The organism is Streptomyces sp. NPDC107550, assembly GCF_055639095.1.
Map to the genome: position 1 here is coordinate 63827 of NZ_JBVKBC010000003.1, position 21031 is coordinate 84857.

Below are 21031 nucleotides of genomic sequence, written 5' to 3' on the forward strand. Positions count from 1 at the left end.
CCGTGTCCGCCGCCCTGCTCTCCCTCCTGCTCGCCGCCCTGGCCGCGCTCGCCGTCCTCGGCGCCTTCGCCGGCGTGCGCATGTACCGCGCCGAGGCCAAGGTCCCCAGTGACCTCGCCCTCGCCCTCGAGGTCGGCGCCAGCCGCGTCTCCGTCACCGGGTCCGCCGTCGACCGGCTCGGCATGCGGTTCGCACCGCTCGTCCTGCGCCTGATGGGGCCCCGGCGCGTCGACGCCAAACGCCGGAAGATCGACATGGCCGGCAACCCGGGCGGCCTCACCATCGACCGCTACGCCGCCCGCCGTGCCGTCTACGGCGCCTTCGGCGTCCTCATGGGGCTCGTCTTCCTCAGCGCGGGGCGCCCGCTGCTCGCGCTGCTCACGCTGGCCTTCGGGGCGTTCGCCGCCGACGCGCTGATCCGGCAGGCGATGCGCGAACGCAAGGACGTCATCGACCGCACCCTGCCCGACTTCCTCGACGTCCTCGCCGTCGTCGTCTCCGCAGGGCTCGGCTTCCGGCAGGCTCTCGACCGCGTCGCCGAGAAGTACGAGGGGCCCTGGGCGGACGAACTGCGGATCACCCTGCGCCAGATGGACATGGGCGTCCCGCGCAGACAGGCGTTCGACGAGCTGCGCCGGCGCAACGCCTCCGAACAGGTCGCCCAGTTCGTCTCCGCGCTCCAGCAGGGCGAGGAGCTGGGCTCGCCCATCGCGGAGACCCTCATCCAGCTCGCCACGGACATGCGCCGCACCGACGCGCAGAACTCCCGCAGGCGCGCGGCGAAAACCGTCCCGAAGGCAACGATGGTGACGCTGGTCTTCATGCTCCCGGCCACGATGATCCTCATCGCCACGGGCATGTTCCTCGGCTCCGGCACCAACTTCGGCTCGATCCTGGGCCGTTGACCCTCTCCTGCTCAGGGCGCCCACTGGCTACAGTGGCTGGAGCAGACCGTTGGCTAACGCGAACTGCGACGCGGGGACGGGAGTGGACACGGGATGACCCTTCGGGCGACGGGACGACAACTTCCGGCCAAGGCCCGCCCCTTCTCCGCCGAAACCGTGTGCGTACGGTCGCACTTCCCGTACGTTGCGTGTGTTGTTCCGGACGACGCGGAGCGTGTGGCGTGTACGGAGTGTGCGGCGGAAGGGGGAACCCGTGATCAAGGACCGACTGCTCGGGGCGTGGCTGACGTGGACGAGTGCACTGGAAGAACGCGTCCGCGGCGAACGCCGCGACTCGGGCGCGGGGTTCGTCGAGTACGCGGGGTTGATGATCCTCATCGCGGGGATTTTCGTGGCGATCGACAGCCTGGGCCTGGACGGGATGATCTCGGGCGCCATCATGGATGCCATCAACAACGTCATCGGCGGCTGACCTTCCGGGCCGCGACGGACGACCGAGGCTCGACGCTCCCGATCTACATCTGGTTGACAGCCGCCCTGCTGTTCGCGGCCTTCGCCTTCTTTGCCTTCGCTCAAGCGGCGTCGGCCCGCAATGGAGCCCAGTCGGCGGCTGACGCCGCCGCGCTGGCAGCGGCGCAGTCCGCGCGGGATGAACTGATGCTCGGTCTGAGCGGGGCTCTGGAAGAGGGCGACGACTGGCTGGGCTGGCTCGACGGCAAGGGGTACGAAGGCGCAGGTGCCTCAGCAGCAGCCTCCCGGCTGGCCGCACAGAACAGAGCTGATGTCGTCGGCGGCCCCGAGGACACCGAGGTCGACGGCTACCCCGGTTACTGGGTGGAGGTACAGACGCAGTACACGGTTGGCGACACGATCATCCCGGGCACGGAGAGCGACAAGGCCAAGGCCCACGCCACAGCGGTGATCGAGCCCAGGTGCAATGTGCCGGCGGACGCCGACCCTGAGAAGGCGCTGCAAATAACCTGCGGTGATCACGAGTTCTCCTTCGACCCAGAGGACTTCAGCTTGGACGACTTGCCGGACGCGGCCGACCTGTTCTCCGTTCATCTGGCCGACTGACGATGCGAACCACGAGGAAGAGGGAAGCCCGAGCCATGAACCTTCGGCATACGACGACGTCCAGGCGCTCTTGGGCCGTGGCTGCGGTCACGGTTGGCCTGGCCCTGACGGTCGGCGGCTGTGGAGGCGGCGACGACGGGGGCACCGACAAGGCGAAGGCGTCACCCACGCACACCGCTGGTTCCCCCGCCGAGGGAGCGGGCCAACCGTCCCCCTCGACGTCGGCCACGTCCGGGGGCAAGATTCTGGCCGAGGTCAAGGGCGAGAACGGCATCTCCCTGACAGTCACGTCCGCGACACGGGACGAAGGCGGCTTCGTGACCGTCCAGGGCACAGCGACCAACGGCTCGGGTAAGGCCTGGGTCCCCGTGGACTGGCGCGGCGACGAACGCGAGTTGATGAGCAACGGCGCTTCGATCGCCGGGGCCAGCCTCGTGGACGTGACGGCCAAGAAGAAGTACCTCATCCTGCGCGACACCCAAGGGCGCTGCCTGTGCACGCGCTTCACCGGCGGACTGCGCAGCGGCCAGACCACAGACTGGTACGCCCAATTCCCCGCCCCGCCCGAAGGGACCCGTAAGGTCACCTTCCAGGTCGGCTCCATGCCCCCCGCGCCGATCGAGATCTCCGAGGGCGAATGACATGCCCCGCCACTTCATGACGACCGCCGCCGCGAGCGCCGTCCTGCTGTTGGTCCTGGCCGGCGCCGCGGGCCCCGCCGTCGCCGATGACGACCCCACCGGCGCCCCGCCCGGCAGCACCACGACGTCGCCGCCTCCGCAGGTGGACGCCAACAGCCCGGGGCTGAAACTCGCGGACGGCGCGACGCTCGCCCCCGCGAAGGTGCTCGACATCAAGTCCGTCGTCGAGGACATGTCGGGGGAGGAGCGCCGTACGGACACCAACGAGGACGTCACCTTCGCCCTCCAGGCCGAAGTCCTCTTCCCCAAGGACAGCGCCAAGCTCAACCCCGACGCGAAGTCCCGTATCCAGGCCATCGCGGACGAGATCGGGAAACAGAAGGCCACCGCCGTCCGCGTCTTCGGGTTCACCGACAACCTCGGCTCGTACGCCCACGGCCTGACCCTGTCGAAGAAGCGCGCGGAGTCCGTGCACGACGCCCTGCAGGCCGCGCTCGGCGCGAACGGCGGGGACATCACCTTCCAGGTGCGCGGCTACAGCGAGGACTACCCCATCGCCGACAACAACACGGAGGAAGGCCGCAAGAAGAACCGCCGCGTGGAGGTCTCCTTCCCCAAGAGCGGCTGACGCCGCCCCCCGCTCAGGACCGGTCCGCGAGCCGCACCGGCAGCGAGTCCACCCCGTACACGATGGACAGCTTGCGGAATTCGAGGCCCGACGGCTCCACCGCCAGCCGCATCGCGGGGAAGCGGCGGACGAGCTGGGGGAACGCGGCGCGCAGTTCCATCTTGCCGAGCTCCGCGCCGATGCACCGGTGGATGCCGTACCCGAACGCCAGATGCGAGGGCACCGGCGGCCGGTGCGGGAGGAAGGCGTCCATGTCGTCGCCGATGCGCGGATCGCGGTCCGCCGCGCTGAGCGACACGATGACGACGTCGCCGGCGGATATGGACACCCCGCCCACGGACGTGTCCGCCCGCGCGAACCGGGGGAACGCCGTCTGCACGACCGTCAGATGCCGCAGGAGTTCGTCGACGAAGGGCGCGGCGACCGCCGCCGGATCGTCCGCGTCCCGCAGCGCCGTGAAGTGCTCGCGGTCCTGGAGCATGATGAGCGTGCCGAGGGCGAGCATGCTCGCGGTGGTCTCCAGGCCGCCGGTGAGGACGCCGTCCGCGAGGCCCGTCAGCTCCTCGTCGGTGAGGGAGTCGCCGTGCTCGCGCACCAGCATGCCGAGCAGCCCGTCGCCGGGTGCGCGGCGCTGCTCCGCGACGACCCCGCGCAGATAGTCGAGGGACTGCGACACCGCCCCGAAGGACGCGCCCGCACCGCCCAGCACGTCGAACCGGGCGACGGAGAACCGCTGGAAGGCGTCCCGCTCCTCGTAGGGCACGCCGAGCAGTTCGCATATGACGAGCGCGGGCACGGGCATGGCGAAGTGCTCGACGAGGTCGGCCGTGCCGTCCGGCGACTCGCCCGCCGCCTTCTCCACCTGCGCGAGCTGCTCCTCGACGATGGCGTGGATGCGCGGCGTGAGCCGGGACAGGCGCCGCATCGTGAACTCGGGGGTGAGCAGCCGCCGCAGCCGGGTGTGGTCCGGCGGGTCGCAGAAGCCGAGCCCGCCCGGGTTCTGGTCGGCCCCGGCGCCGCCCACGCCGACGAGGTGGCGGAAGTCGTTGCTGAACGCCTTGTGGTCGCCGAGGACCGTCTTCGCCTCGTCGTACCCGGACACCAGCCAGACCGTCATGCCGGGGATCGGCAGCTTGCTGACGGGCTCGCGGTCGCGCAGGGCGCCTATCTCGGGGACCGGGTCGACGCCCTCGCGGCGCAGCGGCAGCAGCGCGCCGTCGGGCAGCTTCGACAGCACGGACAGATCGAGGCCCGTGCCCTTCTTCCGCAGCCGGGAGAAGTAGAGACGGGTCAGCCAGGTCGCTATCGCGGAACGTACGGACATGTGCTCGCGTTTCTGCGGTGAGACGGGAGGACGGGCGGCCCGCGGCGCGAGGGCGGGCCGACAGGTGCCGGTGGCGGGGTCCGCCAAGGGTACGTGCGGGCCCAGGGGGTCACGGAAGAGGGGCCAGCCCCCCGATCCGCCCGGGGACAGGCCCCACCCGGGCCCGTCAGCCGCCGGCCGGGGTCCCCGCCCGCGGGGTGTCCGGCAGGGCCGGATGGCCGCCCGTGGCGCCGTCGATCAGCTCCCGCACGATGTCCATGTGGCCCGCGTGCCGGGCGACTTCCTCCACCATGTGCACGAGCACCCAGCGCAGGGACACCCGGCGGCCGTCCCACGCGGTGCCGACCGTCTCCAGCGGCAGTTCGGCGACGGCCGCGTCGGCGGCGGCGCGGGCCCGGGCGTAGAAGCCGAGGATGCGCTCGGTGCTCTCGCCGTCCGCCACGACCAGGTCCTCGTTCTTCTCGGGGTCGAACCACAGCGGCTCGCTGTCGCGCCCGAACGTCTCGCAGAACCAGGAGTACTCAACCGACGCCAGATGCTTCACGATGCCCAGCAGATGCGTCCCCGACGGCGTCATCGGCCGCCGCAGCTGCTCGTCGTCGAGCCCGTCCAGCTTCCACAGGACGACGTCCCGGTGCCGGTCGAGCGCGACGTGCAGGCTCTCCTTCTCGTCGCCCTGGTAGGGGACCTGCCTGATCTGCTGCGTGCCCATGTCTCTCCCCGTTCCCCTCGTTCCGTACGGGCGCTGCCCCTGGCCGGGCCCGTACGCGTCCCCCGCGCGGCTCCCGACGGCGCCGCGTCTCCTTGCCCCTGAACGTAGCAGCGACCACCGACAGCCACCGGTCCCGCGCGTACTCCGGTCCCGGCGCCCCACGCCGCACCAGGGACAAAACGGCTGGTCCCGGGCGTACGGGCCCTGAGAGGATCGCCGTATGGACCACGAGAACACCACGCCCACGACCTATGAGGAACTCGTCGCGGAAGCGGTGGCCGCGCCGACCGAGGGCTGGGACTTCTCCTGGTTCGAGGGCCGCGCCACCGAGGAGCGCCCCTCGTGGGGGTACGCGCGGCTGATGGGGGAGCGTCTTGCCCGCGCGGAATCGGCCCTCGACCTCGACACGGGCGGCGGCGAGGTGCTGAACCTGGCGCCGGTCCTGCCGCCGCGCATGACGGCCACCGAGGGCTGGCCGCCGAACGTGGCGAAGGCCGCCCGGCTGCTCGGCCCGCGCGGGGTGCGGGTCGTGGCGGCGCTCGCCGACGCGCCGCTGCCCTTCGCCGACGCCGTCTTCGACCTGGTCACGAGCCGCCACCCGGTCGCGCCGCCGTTCGCGGAGATCGCCCGTGTGCTGCGGCCGGGCGGCACGTACTTCGCCCAACACGTCGGGCCGTCCAGTGTGTTCGAGGTCGTCGAGTACTTCCTCGGGCCGCAGCCGGAGTCGGTGCGCGGTGCGCGGGATCCGCGCGCCGAGCGGGCGCGGGCCGAGGCGGCGGGCCTGGAGATCGTGGACCTGCGCGCGGAGCGGCTGCGGATGGAGTTCTACGACATCGGGGCCGTCGTCCACTTCCTGCGCAAAGTGGTGTGGATGGTGCCCGGGTTCACCGTCGAGGCGTACGAGCCGAAGCTGCGCGCGCTGCATGAGCGGATCGAGCGGGAGGGCCCGTTCGTCGCGCACAGCACCCGGCATCTCATCGAGGCTCGCCGGCCGGCCGCCGCCCCGGGCCGCGCGTGACGCCCTTGCGAACGGGCGGGCGCGCGGGCGCAGTTGTGGAGGTGCGCCGAGCGGTGCAGACCCGGACTTCGCGGCAGAAAACGGAACGACAGTTTCCGCATCGTTACCAACGAGCTGTCGATCCTCACGCGAACCTCACGTAAGTTCAGACCAACGGCAATTCGCGCGAGCAAAGCTGCGCGGCGGTACCGCGCGGAGGAGGGGGCCGCGCGGTACCGCATGCCACCCCGCGCGCCGCTTCGCCCGACCCGGCGCCGCCGCCCGCCGAAGGCCGCGTCAACCCCGCGCCTGACACGGGAGAGGGATATCCCGGCCCCGCGACACGCCCGCCGCGCACCCCGCCTCACGCCTCCCGCGCGGTCCCCGGGCCCCGCCGTACCAGGGCCGACAGGCCGCCGCCGGGCGTCGCCACGCGACTGCGGAGAGTAGTTGTGGGGCGCCGATGCACGCAGCATCACTTACGAAGGGTTATGGTGGAAACCCCCCCTCGGGCCGGTCCGTCTCCCCCCCCACGGACCGGCCCGTTTTTTCATGCCCCGGCCAGGCGCCCCCGGCATCCCCGCGAGGCGCCCCCGCGCCCCGGCCAGGAGGGTGGCGTCAGCTCCGCCCGGCCCAGATGTTCGTGCCCGGCGTGGAGACGGCGAACGAGTCGATCTCCGTCAGCTCCTCGTCGGTCAGCTTCGGGCCCGCGAGCGCCGCCACGTTCTCCTCGAGCTGGCGGACGCTGGACGCGCCGATCAGCGCCGACGTCATCCGCTCGTCACGCAGCACCCAGGCCAGCGCGAGCTGCGCGAGGGACTGACCGCGCCGCTGGGCGATCTCGTTCAGCCCGTTCAGCCGGCGCAGGACCTCCTCGCTCAGCAGGTCCGGGTCGAGCGACTTGCCCTGCGTGGCCCGCGAGCCCTCCGGGATGCCCTTGAGGTACTTGCCCGTCAGCAGACCCTGCGCGAGCGGCACGAACGAGATGCAGCCCATCCCGGCCGCCTCCAGCGTGTCCAGCAGGCCGTCGTCCTCGATCCAGCGGTTGATCATCGAGTACGAGGGCTGGTGGATGAGCGCCGGGACGCCCATCTCCTTCAGCAGCCGCGCCGCCTCGGCCGTCTGCTCGCTGGTGTACGAGGAGACGCCCACGTACAGCGCCTTGCCCTGCCGCACCGCCGACGCGAGCGCCCCCATCGTCTCCTCCAGCGGAGTGTCCGGGTCGGGGCGGTGCGAGTAGAAGATGTCGACGTGATCGAGGCCCATCCGCTTCAGCGACGCGTCCAGCGAGGAGAGCAGGTACTTGCGGCTGCCCCACTCCCCGTACGGGCCGGGGTGCATGAGGTACCCCGCCTTGGTCGAGATGACCAGCTCGTCCCGGTACGGCGCGAAGTCCTGGGCGAAGATCTTGCCGAAGTTCAGCTCGGCGCTGCCGGGCGGCGGCCCGTAGTTGTTCGCCAGGTCGAAGTGGGTGACGCCCAGGTCGAAGGCGCGGCGCAGGATCGCGCGCTGCGACTCCAGGGTGCGGTCGTCACCGAAGTTGTGCCACAGGCCGAGGGAGATCGCGGGCAGCTTCAGGCCGCTGCGGCCCGAGCGGCGGTACTCCATCGCGTCGTACCGGTCCGCCGAGGCGGCGTAAGGAGAGGTGTCGTTCATGGGTACGAAGCTACGTCAGCCCGCTGACACCCCGCAGCGGACGCCCCCTCGTACGGGAGTAGGCTTTCGCCCTCGGGGACTGCCGTCTGCACGGAGGGGCGAAAAAGACCGTGAACCTGCGCGACAGGCTGCGCGGCCTGCTGGTCAGGCTGTACGCGCGCCGGGTGGAAGGCCACCTGGACCACGATCAGGTGCCGGGGCACATCGGGGTCATCATGGACGGCAACCGGCGCTGGGCGAAGGCCGCCGGCTCCACCACCGCCCAGGGCCACCGGGCCGGCGCGGACAAGATCGAGGAGTTCCTCGGCTGGTGCAGCGAGACGGACGTCGAGGTCGTCACGCTGTGGCTGCTCTCCACGGACAACTTCGACCGCGCCCAGGAGGAACTGGGCCCGCTGCTCGGCATCATCGAGGACACCGTCCGCTCGCTCGCCGCCGACGGCCGCTGGCGCGTGCACCACGTGGGCGCCACCGACATCCTGCCCGGCGGCATGCAGACGGTGCTCAAGGAGGCCGAGGAGGCCACCGCCCACAACGACGGGATACTGGTCAACGTGGCGATCGGCTACGGCGGCCGGCAGGAGATCGCCGACGCCGTCCGCTCGATGCTGCTCGACGCGGCCGACAAGGGGCAGTCCCTGGAGGACGTCGCCGAGGCCGTCGACATCGACCTCATCGGCAAGCACCTCTACACCAGCGCCCAGCCCGACCCGGACCTCGTCATCCGCACCAGCGGCGAGCAGCGCCTGTCGGGCTTCATGCTGTGGCAGACGGCGCACTCCGAGTACTACTTCTGTGACGTCTTCTGGCCCGCGTTCCGCAAGGTCGACTTCCTGCGCGCCCTGCGCGACTACGCCGCGCGGCACCGGCGTTTCGGCGGCTGAGGACCCGTCACCCCGGATACGGGACGTACGAGGGTCACCAGGAGTTAACACACGCGCCGTCATATGCCCTGGCATGGCCGCGCGTGGAAGAGGGAATAAGCCTTCCAGGTCGGCGTCCGAACCACGGACGCCGGATCTCAGCGGACGGCACGGGGCCGTCCGCCCGGGAGGCCCTTTGCACCAGGACGACCGCGCGAGATCCCGCGCGGAAGACGACTTGGAGGGCCGGCTCTCGGCCCGCGCAGCGCGGCCGTCGACCGGCGAGTCTCTCCCGTTCTCCCGGCCCAGCATTCCCTCCGTCGCTCCCCGACCTCATCCGAGGGGGTACGTCCTTCCGTGGTGACCAGCAACAAGCGCCTTCGCAAGCCCGACCGGCGCACTTATGTTCTCGACACCAGCGTCCTGCTGGCCGATCCGAACGCCATGACCCGATTCGACGAGCACGAAGTGGTGCTGCCCGTCGTCGTGGTCACGGAGTTGGAGGCCAAGCGACAGCATCCGGAGCTCGGTTACTTCGCCCGGCAGGCACTGCGCCTGCTGGACGACTACCGCATCCGGCACGGACGACTGGACGCCCCGATCCCCACCGGCGACCTGGGCGGCACGCTGCGCGTCGAGCTGAACCACTCCGACCCCAGCGTCCTGCCCTCGGGCTACCGGCTGGGCGACAACGATTCGCGCATCCTCGCGGTCGCGCGCAATCTGCAGGCCGAGGGATACGACGTGACCGTCGTCTCCAAGGACCTGCCACTGCGGATCAAGGCGTCCTCGGTGGGCCTGCTCGCCGAGGAGTACCGCGCCGAACTCGCCATCACGGACTCCGGCTGGACCGGGATGTCCGAACTGACGCTCCCCGCCGAGCAGGTCGATCTGCTGTTCGAGGAGGACAGCGTCTACGTGCCCGAGGCGGCGGACATGCCCGTGCACACCGGCCTGACGATCCACTCCGAGCGCGGCAAGGCCCTCGGCCGCGTCACGCCCGAGGGGAACGTACGGCTGGTGCGCGGCGACCGGGAGGCGTTCGGCCTCAAGGGGCGCAGCGCCGAGCAGCGCATCGCGCTCGACCTGCTGCTCGACCCGGACGTCGGCATCGTCTCGATGGGCGGCCGGGCGGGCACCGGCAAGTCCGCGCTCGCCCTGTGCGCGGGCCTCGAAGCGGTCCTGGAGCGCCGGCAGCACAAGAAGGTGATGGTCTTCCGTCCGCTGTACGCGGTCGGCGGGCAGGAACTGGGCTATCTGCCGGGCAGCGAGGCCGAGAAGATGGGGCCGTGGGCGCAGGCCGTCTTCGACACCCTCTCGGCGGTCACCTCGCGCGAGGTCATCGAGGAGGTCACCGCGCGCGGCATGCTGGAGGTCCTGCCGCTCACGCACATCCGGGGCCGCTCGCTGCACGACGCGTTCGTCATCGTGGACGAGGCCCAGTCCCTCGAACGCAACGTGCTGCTGACCGTCCTGTCCCGCATCGGGGCCAACTCGCGTGTCGTGCTCACCCACGACGTGGCCCAGCGCGACAACCTCAGGGTCGGCCGGTACGACGGAGTGGTCGCCGTCGTCGAGAAACTGAAGGGTCATCCGCTGTTCGCGCACGTCACGCTGACGCGCTCGGAGCGGTCGCAGATCGCCGCCCTGGTGACCGAAATGCTGGAAGACGGTCAGATCTAGCCCGTTTCGCGGTACTTGGCGCCGTCCGGCAAAGCGAGAGAGCTTAGCCGGGCGGCGTCTCGGCGTGCGAGCATTTCCGTAAATCGCTTAGGACAAACGAGGTGTGACGTTTCCCACGCAGGACAGAATTGCCTCGCGGCGTACGGATACGGCAGAGTCACGGTCCTGTCAGGCCCCGCATACGACACATCTGTACCCCCAGCTCTATGGCTGCACCGTGGCACCAGCCGCGGCTCGAACTCCATAACGAACGTCGTATGCCGCCCGAGCACCACGCGGCGCTCTCCCTGAGGGAGTTGCCCACCGGGCCCGTGCCTCCCGTGACCCGTCAGTTGGGAGGCCAGTGTCAGGGGCACGATTGCGTCCGCGAGGGTCACACCACAGCGGGCGACGCTGGAAGGAAACCGTGTGAGCCGGATTTCGGTCCGGGGATTCGCAGTGGCCTCGGCCACCGCGGTCACCACTGTCGGCGCCGTCGTGGGTGTTGCCTCGGGCAGCACCGGTCAGCCCTCGAACGAGGCCGCTGAAGCCACGGCGAGCGGCGCGACCCTCCTCGCAGACATCCCTGCCGGCCAGCAGGCGCAGGTCCAGACCTCGTCGCTGCAGCAGCAGGCGCAGACGCAGGCCATCGCCGCCGACACGGCTGCGCAGAAGTCCGCGGAGGAGGCGGCCCGTAAGAAGGCCGCCGAGGACGCGATCGCCAAGCAGCAGGCCGCCCAGGACGCCAAGGACAAGGCGGAGAAGGAGGCCAAGGAGCGCGCGGAGGCCAAGAAGAAGGAAGCCGCCAGCCGTTCCGCGACCCGCGACGCCAGCAGCTTCGCGGCCCAGGGTTCCTACTCCGTCGCCCAGATCCAGGCCATGGCGCGCCAGATGGTGCCCTCCGGTCAGTTCCAGTGCTTCAGCAGCATCGTGAACAACGAGTCGAGCTGGAACTACAAGGCCGTCAACGCCTCCTCGGGCGCCTACGGTCTCTTCCAGGCCCTGCCCGGCTCGAAGATGTCGTCGGCCGGCGCGGACTGGCAGACGAACCCCGCGACGCAGATCAAGTGGGGTCTCAACTACATGAACGGCCGCTACGGCAGCCCGTGCGAGGCCTGGACCTTCTGGCAGGCCAACCACTGGTACTAGGTCATCGACGGCGCCCCGCCGCGCCGTTGTGGCTTTTCCGAGCCCCTCACCGTCCCGACGGTGGGGGGCTCGGGCCGTTCACGAGGTACGGTCGGAGCCACAGGCTTCGGGGGAGTGGTCGGTGCACGCGGGCGGAGCCCGCGGGGGAACAAGAGGACGGATGATGTCGAGAGTGCCAGGCTGGCTCGGCCGGGTCGGTGCCGGAATCAGCAAGGTCGGCGAGCGCCTCGACGAGCGCCGCGCCGAGGCCGAGCGGGCGGACGCCGAGGATCTGCACGAGGACCACGGGCCGCCGCCCGGCCATGAGCCCCCGGACGAGCACGGGCACGAGGACGCCCGGGTACCCGCGCCGCCCGCGTACGCCCCGGCCGTCGCCGCGCGCCCCGAGCCGGCCGCCGCCGTGCCCTGGGGGCTGCGGGTCGCCGCCGAGGCGGGCTGGCGGCTGCTGATCCTCGCGGGCGCCCTGTGGGTGCTGATGAAGGTGATCAGCTCGGTGCAGCTCGTGGTGTTCGCGTTCGTCGCGGCGCTGCTGATCACCGCGCTGCTCCAGCCGACCGTGGCGCGGCTGCGCCGGCGCGGGGTGCCGCGCGGGCTCGCCACCGCGCTCACCGCGATCCTCGGCTTCGTCATCATGGGCCTGGTCGGCTGGTTCGTGGTCTGGCAGGTCCAGGAGAACATCGACACGCTCTCCAGCCAGCTCCAGGACGGCATCGACGAACTGCGCAAGTGGCTGCTGAACAGCCCCTTCCACGTCACCGACAACCAGATCAACGACATCGCCAAGTCGCTGCGCGAGGCGGTCGGCGCCAACACCGAGTCGATCACCTCGGCCGGTCTCGAAGGCGTCACCGTCATCGTCGAGGCGATGACCGGCATCCTGCTGGCGATGTTCTCGACGCTGTTCCTGCTCTACGACGGCCGCCGCATCTGGGAGTGGTCGCTCAAGCTGGTCCCGGCGCAGGCGCGGCCCGGCATCGCGGGCGCGGGCCCGCGCGCGTGGCGGACGCTGACCGCGTACGTGCGCGGCACGGTCATAGTCGCCCTGATCGACGCCATCTTCATCGGCCTCGGCATCTTCTTCCTCGGCGTACCGATGGCGGTGCCGCTGGCCGTGTTCATCTTCCTGTTCGCGTTCATCCCGCTCGTCGGCGCGGTGGTGTCGGGGGCGCTCGCGGTGGTCGTGGCGCTCGTGACGCAGGGCGTGTTCACGGCCTTCATGGTGCTGGTCGTGGTGCTCGCCGTGCAGCAGATCGAGGGGCACATCCTCCAGCCGTTCATCCTCGGCCGCGCCGTGCGGGTGCATCCGCTGGCGGTCGTGCTGTCGGTGGCGGCGGGCGGCATGGTCTCCGGCATCGGCGGCGCGGTCGTCGCGGTCCCGCTGGTGGCCGTGACGAACACGGTCGTCGGGTATCTACGGGCCTGGTCGCGCGGCGAGACGCTGCGGCAGACGCCCGTGCCGCGCGGCGCGACGGCGTCCTCGTCGGCCCCGTCCCGACAGGAGCAGCAGGAGTCGCAGGAGTCGCGGGAGCCGCAGGAGTCGCGGGGAGCCCAGGAGCCTCAGGAGTCCCGGGAGGCCCGGGAGCCGCGGCAGGAGCCCGGGCAGGACGAGTAGCCGGCCCCGGCCCCCGCATACGGGAAAGAGCCGGGCTCCGACGCGTGGTGCGTCGGGGCCCGGCTCTTTCCCGTATGCCGCTCGCGCGAGGGGTGTGTCCCTTACGCGAGGACGTCCTCGGCGTCGAGGGTGACGGCCACGGCCTGGATCACCGAAGCGATCTTGAAGGCCTCCTGGATCACGTCCCGCTCGACCCCGGCCTTGCGCAGCACCTGCTCGTGCGAGTCGAGGCACATGCCGCAGCCGTTGATCGCGGAGACGGCGAAGGACCACAGCTCGAAGTCGACCTTGTCGACGCCCGGGTTGCCGATGACGTTCATCCGCAGGCCCGCGCGCATCGTCCCGTACTCGTCGTCCGAGAGGAGGTGACGGGTGCGGTAGAACACGTTGTTCATCGACATGATCGCGGCGGCCGACTTGGCGGCCTGGAACGCCTCGGGCGACAGGTTCGCCTCGGCCTCGGGCGCCAGCTCGCGCAGGACGCGCGGCGAGCGGGAGGCGATGGCGGTCGCGAGGACGGTGCCCCAGAGCTGCTGCGCCGGGAGGTCCGAGTTGCCGATGACCGAGCCCAGGTTGAGCTTCAGGTCCTTGGCGTAGTCCGGTATGGCGGACTTCAGTTCGTCGAGGGCCATGTCAGATCACTCGCCCGAGAGCAGCGCGACCGGGTCCAGGGTCTCGTCGCCCTTGCTCCAGTTGCACGGGCACAGCTCGTCCGTCTGGAGGGCGTCGAGGACCCGCAGGACCTCCTTGGGGTTACGGCCGACGGAGCCGGCGGTCACCATCGTGAACTGGATCTCGTTGTTCTGGTCCACGATGAAGACGGCGCGCTGCGCGAAGCCGTCCTCGCCCTCGATGCCGAGGGCACGCATCAGCTCGTGCTTCGAGTCGGCCAGCATCGGGAAGGGCAGGTCGGTCAGGTCCGGGTGGTCCTTGCGCCAGGCGTGGTGCACGAACTCGGAGTCACCGGAGAAGCCGAGGATCTGGGCGTCACGGTCGGCGAACTCGTCGTTCAGCTTGCCGAACGCGGCGATCTCGGTCGGGCACACGAAGGTGAAGTCCTTGGGCCACGCGAAGACGATCTTCCACTTGCCTTCGTACGTCTTGTGGTTGATCTGCTCGAACTCCTTGCCCTTCTCCAGCGAGACACAGGCAGTCAGGTCGAACTCGGGGAACTTGTCACCGACAGTGAGCACACGTACTCCTTGCAACTAGAAACGCCCCTTTTGGGGACCTTTCCATGGGTTGGACTGGTTCCGATCGTGGCACAGAGTGCATTGATTATGGAAATAGCTAGACTCGGTCGTGTTGATCGGAGGTGGCTATCAGTGGCCGTACAGAACGGAAAGCGCAGACAGCCGAGTCTCGCGCAGCTCAGAGCGTTCGCCGCTGTCGCGGAGCAGCTGCACTTCCGCGACGCCGCCGCCGCGATCGGAATGAGCCAGCCCGCCCTGTCGGGCGCCGTCTCCGCGCTGGAGGAGACGCTCGGGGTGACCCTGCTGGAGCGTACGACACGCAAGGTGCTGCTCTCGCCGGCCGGGGAGCGGATCGCGCAGCGCGCCCGGGCCGTGCTCGACGCGGTCGGCGCGCTCGTGGAGGACGCCGAGGCCGTGCGGGCGCCCTTCACCGGGGTGCTGCGCCTCGGCGTCATCCCGACCGTCGCGCCGTATCTGCTCCCCGCCGTGCTGCGCCTCGTGCACGAGCGCTACCCGGACCTCGACCTCCAGGTGCACGAGGAGCAGACGTCCTCGCTGGTCGACGGGCTCGCCGCGGGCCGCCTCGATCTGCTGCTGCTCGCCGTGCCGCTCGGGGTGCCGGGGGTGACCGAACTGCCGTTGTTCGACGAGGACTTCGTGCTCGTCACTCCGCTCGACCACTGGCTCGGCGGGCGCGAGGGCATCCCGCGCGACGCGCTGCGCGAGCTGAACCTGCTGTTGCTCGACGAGGGGCACTGCCTGCGCGACCAGGCCCTCGACATCTGCCGGGAGGCGGGCCGCGCCGACGCGCCCGTCACCACCACCGCCGCCGGACTCGCCACCCTCGTCCAGCTCGTCGCGGGCGGGCTCGGGGTGACGCTGCTGCCGCGTACCGCCGTCGCCGTGGAGACCAGCCGCAGCAGTCAGTTGCTCACCGGCTACTTCGCCGACCCCGCGCCCACCCGCCGCGTCGCCCTCGCCATGCGCGCCGGCGCGGCACGCGGTGCCGAGTACGAGGAGCTGGCGCGGGCGCTGCGCGGGGCGTTGCGGCATCTGCCGGTGACCATCTGCCCGGCCACCGCCACCGGTTGACGCCGGGCCGGGTCGGTTCCGGGCCGGGTCGGCTCCGGGGCGGTGGCCGGGCGGCGCGGGCCGGGGGTCACTCCGTGCGGAGGCCGTCCGCCCGCATCAGGCGCCACAGCGCCGGCAGGCTCAGCAGCGTGACCGCCGCGATCAGCGCGCCGGCCACCCCGGTCAGCGGCGCGAACAGCAGCCAGTCGCTCACCGGCTTGCCGACCATGCGCAGCATCAGCCAGCCGAGCCCGAGCCCGCTCACGACGGCCAGCGCCATGCCGAGCGCCACCGGGATCGCCGTCTGCCACAGCACCGACCAGGCGAGCGTGGAGCGCCGGGTGCCGTACGCGACGAGCACCGACAACAGCCGCTTGCGCTCCCGCAGTTGCTCGATCTGGGAGACCAGCATCGACGCCGCGATCAGCGTCATCGTCAGCGCGGCGGCCGTGAACAGGCCGGTCCGGATGCTGGAGTAGTGCCGGTCCTCCTGGACCATCTGGAACGTCCACATGTGCATGCTCGGGTCCATCCGGAACCCCGCGTTGCGCACGCGGTCGTACGCGTCCGGCACGCTCTCGTCGACCTGTACCTGCGCCTGTGTGGAGGCGGTGTGCAGCGTGGCCGGGTCGAGGGCGCCGGGCGTGGTGAGGATGCCGCCGAAGTAGTTGCCGGCCGGGTCGCGCCGCGAGGCGACCGTCCGTGCGTCCTTCGGCAGCGTCCAGCGCACCGGCGGCTGGTCCTTGCGGCCGGGCAGGTACGCCTTGCCGTCGTCGACGGTGAGCCGGGTGCCGGGCACCGCGACCCGCTTCAGCAGTGCGTCCGAGTCCTGGTCGTGCGAGGCGCCCACGCGGAACGTGTCGCCGTCGTGGCAGCTCTCGATCCGGGCCAGTTCGCGCAGCGAGGCGCAGGAGCCGACGGCGAGGGAGACGCCGGGCACGTACCCGTCCGCGTCGGGCTTGCCGTTCGCCGGGCTGGCCGAGGTGCCGACCGTGCCGACGACCCGCTTCACGCCCGGCGTCGCGCCGAACTCGCGCACCATGCGCGCCGCCAGGTCGCCGCTCGCCACGTCGGCGGTGGCGCCGAGCTGGGCGCGCCGGGTGTCCTCGCCGGTCAGCTTCTTGAAGTCGGCGTCGATGCCGACGACGAACATCTGGAGCGCGATGCCGCCCGCGACGGCGATCGTGATCCCGGCCACCGCGCGGGTGGCGCCGCTGCTGTTCAACTGGAGCCTGCGGGTGGCCAGTTGCCACGGGACCGCCCCGCCGCGCAGCCGGTGCACGACGGCCTCGACCAGCCACGGCAGTACGGCGACCAGGCCGACCAGGGTGAGCGCGATGCCCGCGGTGACATGGACGACACCGCCCGTCCCGAGCGAGTCCTCCGCGTTCGACGTCAGCAGCAGGGCGATGCCGATCACCGGCATCGGCAGCCGCCACCACAGCCGGCGCGAGCGGGTCCGGCCACGGCGCATCACGCCCAGCGGCTCGATGACCACCGAGCGCAGCGCGAACAGGGTGACCGCGACCGCGGAGGCCGGCACCGCGAGCATGATCAGCACGGCCAGCGCGGGGGAGGGCGTGAAGTCGGACGGGAACGCGGAGAGCCGGTAGATGCGTACGACGTTGAAGAGCTGGCGGGCCGCGAGGAACACCCCCATGCCCACGAGGAGCCCGGCGAGCGTGCCGAACAGCGCCTCGCCCGCCGCGATCCACCGCGTCATCCGGGCGTCCGCGCCGACCAGCCGCAGCGCCGCGAGCCGCCGGTCGCGCCGCTCACCGCCGAACCGTACGGCCGTGGCGATGAAGATGCCGACCGGTATGAGCAGCACCACGCACGCGAGCACCACGAGCAGCACCAGCGAGGGGCTGGCGGCGTCGCTCATCGGCCGGGCGCCGAAGCGGTCGACGCGGGCGCCGTTCTCCCCGGCGACGAGCTTGCCGTCGCCCGCGTACATGTACAGGTCGAACGGGTCGGTCAGGCCGGACTCGCCGATCGTGCCCACGATTTCGTAGTCGTAGCGCTCGCGCAGCAGCTTGCCCTCGTCGGAGTCGAGGAGCTTCTTCAGCGCGGGCGAGACGATCATCTCGCCGGGGCGGGGGAAGGTGTCGACGCCCGGCGGCAGCACCGGATGGGCGCCCTCCGCGCGCAGCAGGTAGCCGCCCACGGACTTGTCGCGGTAGTCGGAGGAGCCGTCCGCGTAGACGACGGTCCGGTCGGTGGCCCGCGCGAGGGAGCCCTCGGGGGCCATGCGGGCCGTCGCGCGGTCGTCGCGGTGCGCCAGGAAGTCCGGCACGGACGCCGCGCCGAGCAGCAGCGCCACGCCGAGGCCGACGCCGACCGCGGTCAGCAGCGTACGTATCCAGCCCTCGCGGCCCCCGGACGCGGCGAAGCGCAGGCCGAGCGCGAGGTCGCGCAGCCGGGCCCGGGCCCCGCTCGTCTCCGGGGCCTGGGCGCGCGGGGCGGCGCTCGCGCGGTCGTCGAGGAGGGTCATCGGGCCGGCTCCATGTCCCGCGCGCGCCCGTCGCGGACGACGATCTCGCGGTCGGAGTAGGCGGCGACCCGGGTCTCGTGCGTGACGAGGACGACGGCGGTGCCCGCGCCCCTGGCCGCCTCGGTGAGCAGCTCCATCACGCGCTCGCCGTTGAGCGAGTCGAGCGCGCCGGTCGGCTCGTCGGCGAACAGCACGCGCGGGTTCGTGACCAGCGAACGGGCCACGGCCACGCGCTGGCCCTGGCCGCCGGAGACCTCGCCGGGGCGCTTGCGGGCGAGCCCCTCGACCTCCAGCTTCTCCAGGCACAGCAGCGCCCGGCGCTCGGCGTCCTTGCGCTTGACGCCGGTCAGGCGCAGCGGGAGCGCCACGTTCTCGACGCAGGTCAGCTCGGGGACGAGCTGGCCGAACTGGAACACGAAGCCGAACTCCGTGCGGCGCAGCGCGCTGCGCTCGGCGTCCGACATCGCCGTCAGGTCGCGCCCGTCGTACGTGATCGTGCCCGCGTCCGGAGTGACGATCCCGGCGAGGCAGTGCAGCAGGGTCGACTTGCCCGAGCCCGAGGGGCCCATGACGGCGACGACCTCGCCGGCGTGGATGGTGAACGACGCGCCGTCGAGCGCGGGCGTGGGCCCGTAGGACTTGCGCAGATCGCGGGCGGTCAGCAGGGAACCGGCGGGAATCATGAGGGGCGCACCTCCGCGGCGAGCCGGTCGAGGCGGGCGGCGGCCAGTTCCAGCCAGCGCAGGTCCGCTTCGAGGTGGAACAGGGCGTGGTCGCAGATGAGCTGGTCGGCGAGGTCGCCCTTGCGCTTGCGGTCGGTCAGGATGCGCATCATCCGCAGGTGTTCGGCGCGCTGCACGTCGAGCAGTTCGGCCGCGTCGCGCTCGGTCAGCAGCGCGAGGACGACCTTCGTGTAGAGCGTGGACTGCAGGTACGGCTCCGGCTTCTCCGGGGTCGCCAGCCACTGCTGTACGTCGGTGATGCCGGCCTCGGTGATGGCGTACCGCTTGCGTTCGGGGCCGTCGCCCGCCTCTATGCCGTCGACCTCGACGAGGCCGTTCTTCAGGAGGCGGGACATGGTCGAGTAGACCTGCCCGTAGTGCAGCGGCTTGTCGTGACCGAAGGTTTCGTCGAAGGTGCGCTTGAGGTCGTATCCGTGGCGGGGGCCGGATTCGAGCAAGCCGAGGAGGGTGTGGCCGATGGACATGGCGGCCACTGTACACGGCGTGTATACCCGCGCTGTATACCCGGGGTGTATAAGCCCCGAGGGGCGCCTTTGGGTGCGGTTCTCCGCCCTCGGGTGGGTGGGGCTTCTCGCGCAGTTCCCCGCGCCCCTGACGGGGCGCTGCCCCCTGGGGCGGGTGGTCATCTTTCGGCCGGTGGCGGGCTGGTCGCGCAGTTCCCCGCGCCCCTGGAGGCGGGGCTACGCCCCAGCCTCCCCCGGTAGTCCCCGGAGGCGGGGCTTCGCCCCTGCCTCCCCGGATGGAGGTAGCGCACGAAGTGCGCACCGAAGGGGCGCGGGGAACTGCGCGAGCGGCCACGACGAAAGCCGAGGATGTCCACCGGGCGGGACCACCCACCCACCTACCTAGCGGCGCCGGAGAAGTAGGGGAGGTCAGTTCTCGTTGGGCGGCGGAGCCGGGGGGCGGCCTCGGCGCGGGAGCGGACCCGCGTCGGAGGGGAGGCGGCCCGCCTCGGTGAGCGCCCTGCGCAGCAGGAACTCGATCTGCGCGTTGGCGGACCGCAGATCCTCCCCGGCCCACCGAGCAACCGCCTCGTACACCGAGGGATCAAGCCGCAACAAGACCTGCTTACGCGGCCGCGACGCCGGCGTCACTGGTAGAGCGTCCCCGTGTTGACCACCGGCTGCGCCGCACGATCCCCGCACAGGACGACGAGCAGATTGCTGACCATGACGGCCTTGCGCTCCTCGTCCAGCGCGACGAACCCCTCCTCGGTGATCCGGGTGAGCGCGTCCTCGACCATGCCGACGGCCCCGTCCACGATCTGCCGCCGCGCGGCGACGACCGCCCCCGCCTGCTGCCGCTGAAGCATCGCCGAGGCGATCTCGGGCGCGTACGCGAGGTGCGTGAAGCGGGACTCGATGATCTGCACGCCGGCCGCCTCCACGCGCGCGTGCAGCTCGACGGCGAGCTTCTCGGTGATCTCCTCCGCGTTGCCGCGCAGCGACAGGCCCTCCTCGTCGTGCGCGTCGTAGGGGTACTCGATGGCGATGTGCCGTACGGCCGCCTCGGTCTGCGTGGAGACGAACTCCAGGAAGTCGTCCACCTCGAATGTCGCCTGCGCGGTGTCCTCGACCTTCCAGACGACGACGGCGGCCAGCTCGATCGGGTTGCCGTAGGCGTCGTTGACCTTGAGGACGGCGGTCTCGTGGTTGCGTACGCGCGTGGAGACCTTGGTGCGGCTGGTCAGCGGGTTGACCCAGCGCAGCCCGTCCTCGCGGATCGTGCCCCGGTAGCGGCCGAACAGCTGCACGACCCGCGCCTCGCCGGGCGCCACCATGTTCAGCCCGCCCATGGCGAACAGCGAGGCGATCCCGAGGAGGATCCCGCACACGACGAGCGCTGCCTTGGCCGCGTCGCCGGCGGAGGAGGTCGAGCCGATGCCGACCAGCGCGACGCCCGCCAGCAGGCCGATCAGCCCGAGCAGCAGGGCGAGCCCGCCACCGATGCTGTGGGCCGTGAACTCGCGCACGCGCGCCTTCGGCATCGCCGGTACGTCAGGTGCGGTGTCCGCGGATGTGGTGTCCGTCTCGGTCATTTCGGTCCCCGTCTCTGTGAACTGGCGGTTCGTGCCTCCAGTGGCCCGAACCTGCTCTATCAAAGTGATATCACTTTGACGCCCCTGGCAACCATCCGCCTCCCTGGATCGTCGGTTCCCATGGGGCAGGTGCTGATTGTCACGTCCGGAAATGCCCGGAACGGCAGGGTTTTGCCTTAAGTGACGGTGTTAGCTTCATGAGCTGATCGGAGCTGATTCGCCACGGGTGAGCACGAGTGAGCACAGTGAGCACGGTGAGTACGTCG

General features: G+C 71.1%; 21 protein-coding genes. 11 read left to right on the forward strand and 10 right to left on the reverse strand.

What is annotated here, in order from left to right:
* The first annotated feature begins 14 nt into the window (after window positions 1–14).
* The 5 genes from ACZ7LY_RS05385 to ACZ7LY_RS05405 all read left to right on the forward strand — a co-directional run bounded on the left by ACZ7LY_RS05385 (window position 15) and on the right by ACZ7LY_RS05405 (window position 3251).
* The gene (locus ACZ7LY_RS05385) at window positions 15–905 is read left to right on the forward strand and encodes a DUF5936 domain-containing protein (protein WP_471623496.1); all 891 of its coding nucleotides are present in this window, start codon (window positions 15–17) and stop codon (window positions 903–905) included.
* A gap of 283 nt (window positions 906–1188) precedes the next feature.
* On the forward strand, window positions 1189–1377 hold the full coding sequence (locus tag ACZ7LY_RS05390) for a hypothetical protein (protein WP_471623497.1): 189 nt from the start codon (window positions 1189–1191) through the stop codon (window positions 1375–1377).
* Window positions 1374–1982 carry a pilus assembly protein TadG-related protein gene (locus ACZ7LY_RS05395; protein ID WP_471623498.1) on the forward strand — a complete coding sequence of 203 codons (609 nt, stop codon included), beginning with the start codon at window positions 1374–1376 and terminating at the stop codon, window positions 1980–1982. Before ACZ7LY_RS05390 ends, ACZ7LY_RS05395 begins: the two co-directional genes overlap by 4 nt.
* A gap of 35 nt (window positions 1983–2017) precedes the next feature.
* Window positions 2018–2623: a hypothetical protein gene (locus ACZ7LY_RS05400; RefSeq protein ID WP_471623188.1), complete on the forward strand. Its 606-nt coding sequence runs from the start codon at window positions 2018–2020 to the stop codon at window positions 2621–2623.
* Window position 2624: 1 nt separating this feature from the next.
* Complete coding sequence (locus tag ACZ7LY_RS05405; protein ID WP_471623189.1) at window positions 2625–3251, forward strand: OmpA family protein; 627 nt, start codon at window positions 2625–2627, stop codon at window positions 3249–3251.
* 13 nt (window positions 3252–3264) lie between these two features.
* Here the strand turns inward: ACZ7LY_RS05405 and ACZ7LY_RS05410 are convergent, their stop codons facing one another.
* Window positions 3265–4575 carry a cytochrome P450 gene (locus ACZ7LY_RS05410; protein ID WP_471623190.1) on the reverse strand — a complete coding sequence of 437 codons (1311 nt, stop codon included), beginning with the start codon at window positions 4573–4575 and terminating at the stop codon, window positions 3265–3267.
* Between the two features lie 166 nt (window positions 4576–4741).
* Window positions 4742–5287 carry a DinB family protein gene (locus ACZ7LY_RS05415; protein ID WP_471623191.1) on the reverse strand — a complete coding sequence of 182 codons (546 nt, stop codon included), beginning with the start codon at window positions 5285–5287 and terminating at the stop codon, window positions 4742–4744.
* A gap of 220 nt (window positions 5288–5507) precedes the next feature.
* Here ACZ7LY_RS05415 and ACZ7LY_RS05420 point away from each other — a divergent pair, with 220 nt between their 5' ends.
* Complete coding sequence (locus ACZ7LY_RS05420) at window positions 5508–6305, forward strand: class I SAM-dependent methyltransferase (RefSeq protein ID WP_471623192.1); 798 nt, start codon at window positions 5508–5510, stop codon at window positions 6303–6305.
* Window positions 6306–6902: 597 nt separating this feature from the next.
* Here ACZ7LY_RS05420 and mgrA read toward each other — a convergent pair.
* Window positions 6903–7940 carry an L-glyceraldehyde 3-phosphate reductase gene (mgrA, locus tag ACZ7LY_RS05425; protein ID WP_471623193.1) on the reverse strand — a complete coding sequence of 346 codons (1038 nt, stop codon included), beginning with the start codon at window positions 7938–7940 and terminating at the stop codon, window positions 6903–6905.
* 110 nt (window positions 7941–8050) lie between these two features.
* Between mgrA and ACZ7LY_RS05430 the strand changes: the two genes are divergently transcribed.
* The 4 genes from ACZ7LY_RS05430 (at window position 8051) to ACZ7LY_RS05445 (ending at window position 13226) form a co-directional block, all read left to right on the forward strand.
* Window positions 8051–8824, forward strand: a complete 774-nt coding sequence (locus ACZ7LY_RS05430) for an isoprenyl transferase (protein ID WP_471623194.1) — start codon at window positions 8051–8053, stop codon at window positions 8822–8824.
* A gap of 336 nt (window positions 8825–9160) precedes the next feature.
* A complete protein-coding gene (locus tag ACZ7LY_RS05435) occupies window positions 9161–10486 on the forward strand; it encodes a PhoH family protein (protein WP_471623195.1) in 1326 nt (441 codons plus the stop codon).
* A 408-nt stretch (window positions 10487–10894) separates the two neighbouring features.
* Window positions 10895–11614 carry an aggregation-promoting factor C-terminal-like domain-containing protein gene (locus tag ACZ7LY_RS05440; RefSeq protein ID WP_471623196.1) on the forward strand — a complete coding sequence of 240 codons (720 nt, stop codon included), beginning with the start codon at window positions 10895–10897 and terminating at the stop codon, window positions 11612–11614.
* 163 nt (window positions 11615–11777) lie between these two features.
* Window positions 11778–13226, forward strand: coding sequence for an AI-2E family transporter (locus ACZ7LY_RS05445; protein WP_471623197.1), 1449 nt, complete (start codon window positions 11778–11780; stop codon window positions 13224–13226).
* A gap of 101 nt (window positions 13227–13327) precedes the next feature.
* On the opposite strand, the gene ACZ7LY_RS05450 is transcribed toward ACZ7LY_RS05445, so the two are convergent.
* Both ACZ7LY_RS05450 and ACZ7LY_RS05455 read right to left on the reverse strand, forming a co-directional pair.
* On the reverse strand, window positions 13328–13858 hold the full coding sequence (locus ACZ7LY_RS05450; RefSeq protein WP_471623198.1) for an alkyl hydroperoxide reductase: 531 nt from the start codon (window positions 13856–13858) through the stop codon (window positions 13328–13330).
* A gap of 6 nt (window positions 13859–13864) precedes the next feature.
* The gene (locus ACZ7LY_RS05455; protein WP_404217183.1) at window positions 13865–14419 is read right to left on the reverse strand and encodes a peroxiredoxin; all 555 of its coding nucleotides are present in this window, start codon (window positions 14417–14419) and stop codon (window positions 13865–13867) included.
* Window positions 14420–14551: 132 nt separating this feature from the next.
* Between ACZ7LY_RS05455 and ACZ7LY_RS05460 the strand changes: the two genes are divergently transcribed.
* On the forward strand, window positions 14552–15511 hold the full coding sequence (locus ACZ7LY_RS05460) for a LysR substrate-binding domain-containing protein (RefSeq protein WP_471623199.1): 960 nt from the start codon (window positions 14552–14554) through the stop codon (window positions 15509–15511).
* Between the two features lie 67 nt (window positions 15512–15578).
* Here the strand turns inward: ACZ7LY_RS05460 and ACZ7LY_RS05465 are convergent, their stop codons facing one another.
* From ACZ7LY_RS05465 to ACZ7LY_RS05485, 5 genes are all read right to left on the reverse strand, one after another.
* Window positions 15579–17984 (reverse strand): ABC transporter permease, encoded by a 2406-nt coding sequence (locus tag ACZ7LY_RS05465; protein WP_471623200.1) that lies wholly within the window; start codon window positions 17982–17984, stop codon window positions 15579–15581.
* Window positions 17981–18667: an ABC transporter ATP-binding protein gene (locus ACZ7LY_RS05470; RefSeq protein WP_471623201.1), complete on the reverse strand. Its 687-nt coding sequence runs from the start codon at window positions 18665–18667 to the stop codon at window positions 17981–17983. Before ACZ7LY_RS05470 ends, ACZ7LY_RS05465 begins: the two co-directional genes overlap by 4 nt.
* The gene (locus tag ACZ7LY_RS05475) at window positions 18664–19191 is read right to left on the reverse strand and encodes a PadR family transcriptional regulator (protein ID WP_471623202.1); all 528 of its coding nucleotides are present in this window, start codon (window positions 19189–19191) and stop codon (window positions 18664–18666) included. Before ACZ7LY_RS05475 ends, ACZ7LY_RS05470 begins: the two co-directional genes overlap by 4 nt.
* A 408-nt stretch (window positions 19192–19599) precedes the next feature.
* Window positions 19600–19872, reverse strand: a complete 273-nt coding sequence (locus ACZ7LY_RS05480; protein WP_471623203.1) for a type II toxin-antitoxin system antitoxin — start codon at window positions 19870–19872, stop codon at window positions 19600–19602.
* Window positions 19818–20765 (reverse strand): SPFH domain-containing protein, encoded by a 948-nt coding sequence (locus ACZ7LY_RS05485; protein ID WP_471623204.1) that lies wholly within the window; start codon window positions 20763–20765, stop codon window positions 19818–19820. Before ACZ7LY_RS05485 ends, ACZ7LY_RS05480 begins: the two co-directional genes overlap by 55 nt.
* Window positions 20766–21031 lie beyond the last annotated feature (266 nt).

Excerpts from the sequence above, each read along its gene's own strand:
- ACZ7LY_RS05400 (WP_471623188.1), top strand. The coding sequence starts at position 2,018 with ATGAACCTTCGGCATACGACGACGTCCAGGCGCTCTTGGGCCGTGGCT.
- ACZ7LY_RS05405 (WP_471623189.1), top strand. The coding sequence starts at position 2,625 with ATGCCCCGCCACTTCATGACGACCGCCGCCGCGAGCGCCGTCCTGCTG.
- ACZ7LY_RS05410 (WP_471623190.1), bottom strand. The coding sequence starts at position 4,575 with ATGTCCGTACGTTCCGCGATAGCGACCTGGCTGACCCGTCTCTACTTC.
- ACZ7LY_RS05415 (WP_471623191.1), bottom strand. The coding sequence starts at position 5,287 with ATGGGCACGCAGCAGATCAGGCAGGTCCCCTACCAGGGCGACGAGAAG.
- ACZ7LY_RS05420 (WP_471623192.1), top strand. The coding sequence starts at position 5,508 with ATGGACCACGAGAACACCACGCCCACGACCTATGAGGAACTCGTCGCG.
- mgrA (WP_471623193.1), bottom strand. The coding sequence starts at position 7,940 with ATGAACGACACCTCTCCTTACGCCGCCTCGGCGGACCGGTACGACGCG.
- ACZ7LY_RS05445 (WP_471623197.1), top strand. The coding sequence starts at position 11,778 with ATGTCGAGAGTGCCAGGCTGGCTCGGCCGGGTCGGTGCCGGAATCAGC.
- ACZ7LY_RS05450 (WP_471623198.1), bottom strand. The coding sequence starts at position 13,858 with ATGGCCCTCGACGAACTGAAGTCCGCCATACCGGACTACGCCAAGGAC.
- ACZ7LY_RS05465 (WP_471623200.1), bottom strand. The coding sequence starts at position 17,984 with ATGACCCTCCTCGACGACCGCGCGAGCGCCGCCCCGCGCGCCCAGGCC.
- ACZ7LY_RS05470 (WP_471623201.1), bottom strand. The coding sequence starts at position 18,667 with ATGATTCCCGCCGGTTCCCTGCTGACCGCCCGCGATCTGCGCAAGTCC.
- ACZ7LY_RS05475 (WP_471623202.1), bottom strand. The coding sequence starts at position 19,191 with ATGTCCATCGGCCACACCCTCCTCGGCTTGCTCGAATCCGGCCCCCGC.
- ACZ7LY_RS05485 (WP_471623204.1), bottom strand. The coding sequence starts at position 20,765 with ATGACCGAGACGGACACCACATCCGCGGACACCGCACCTGACGTACCG.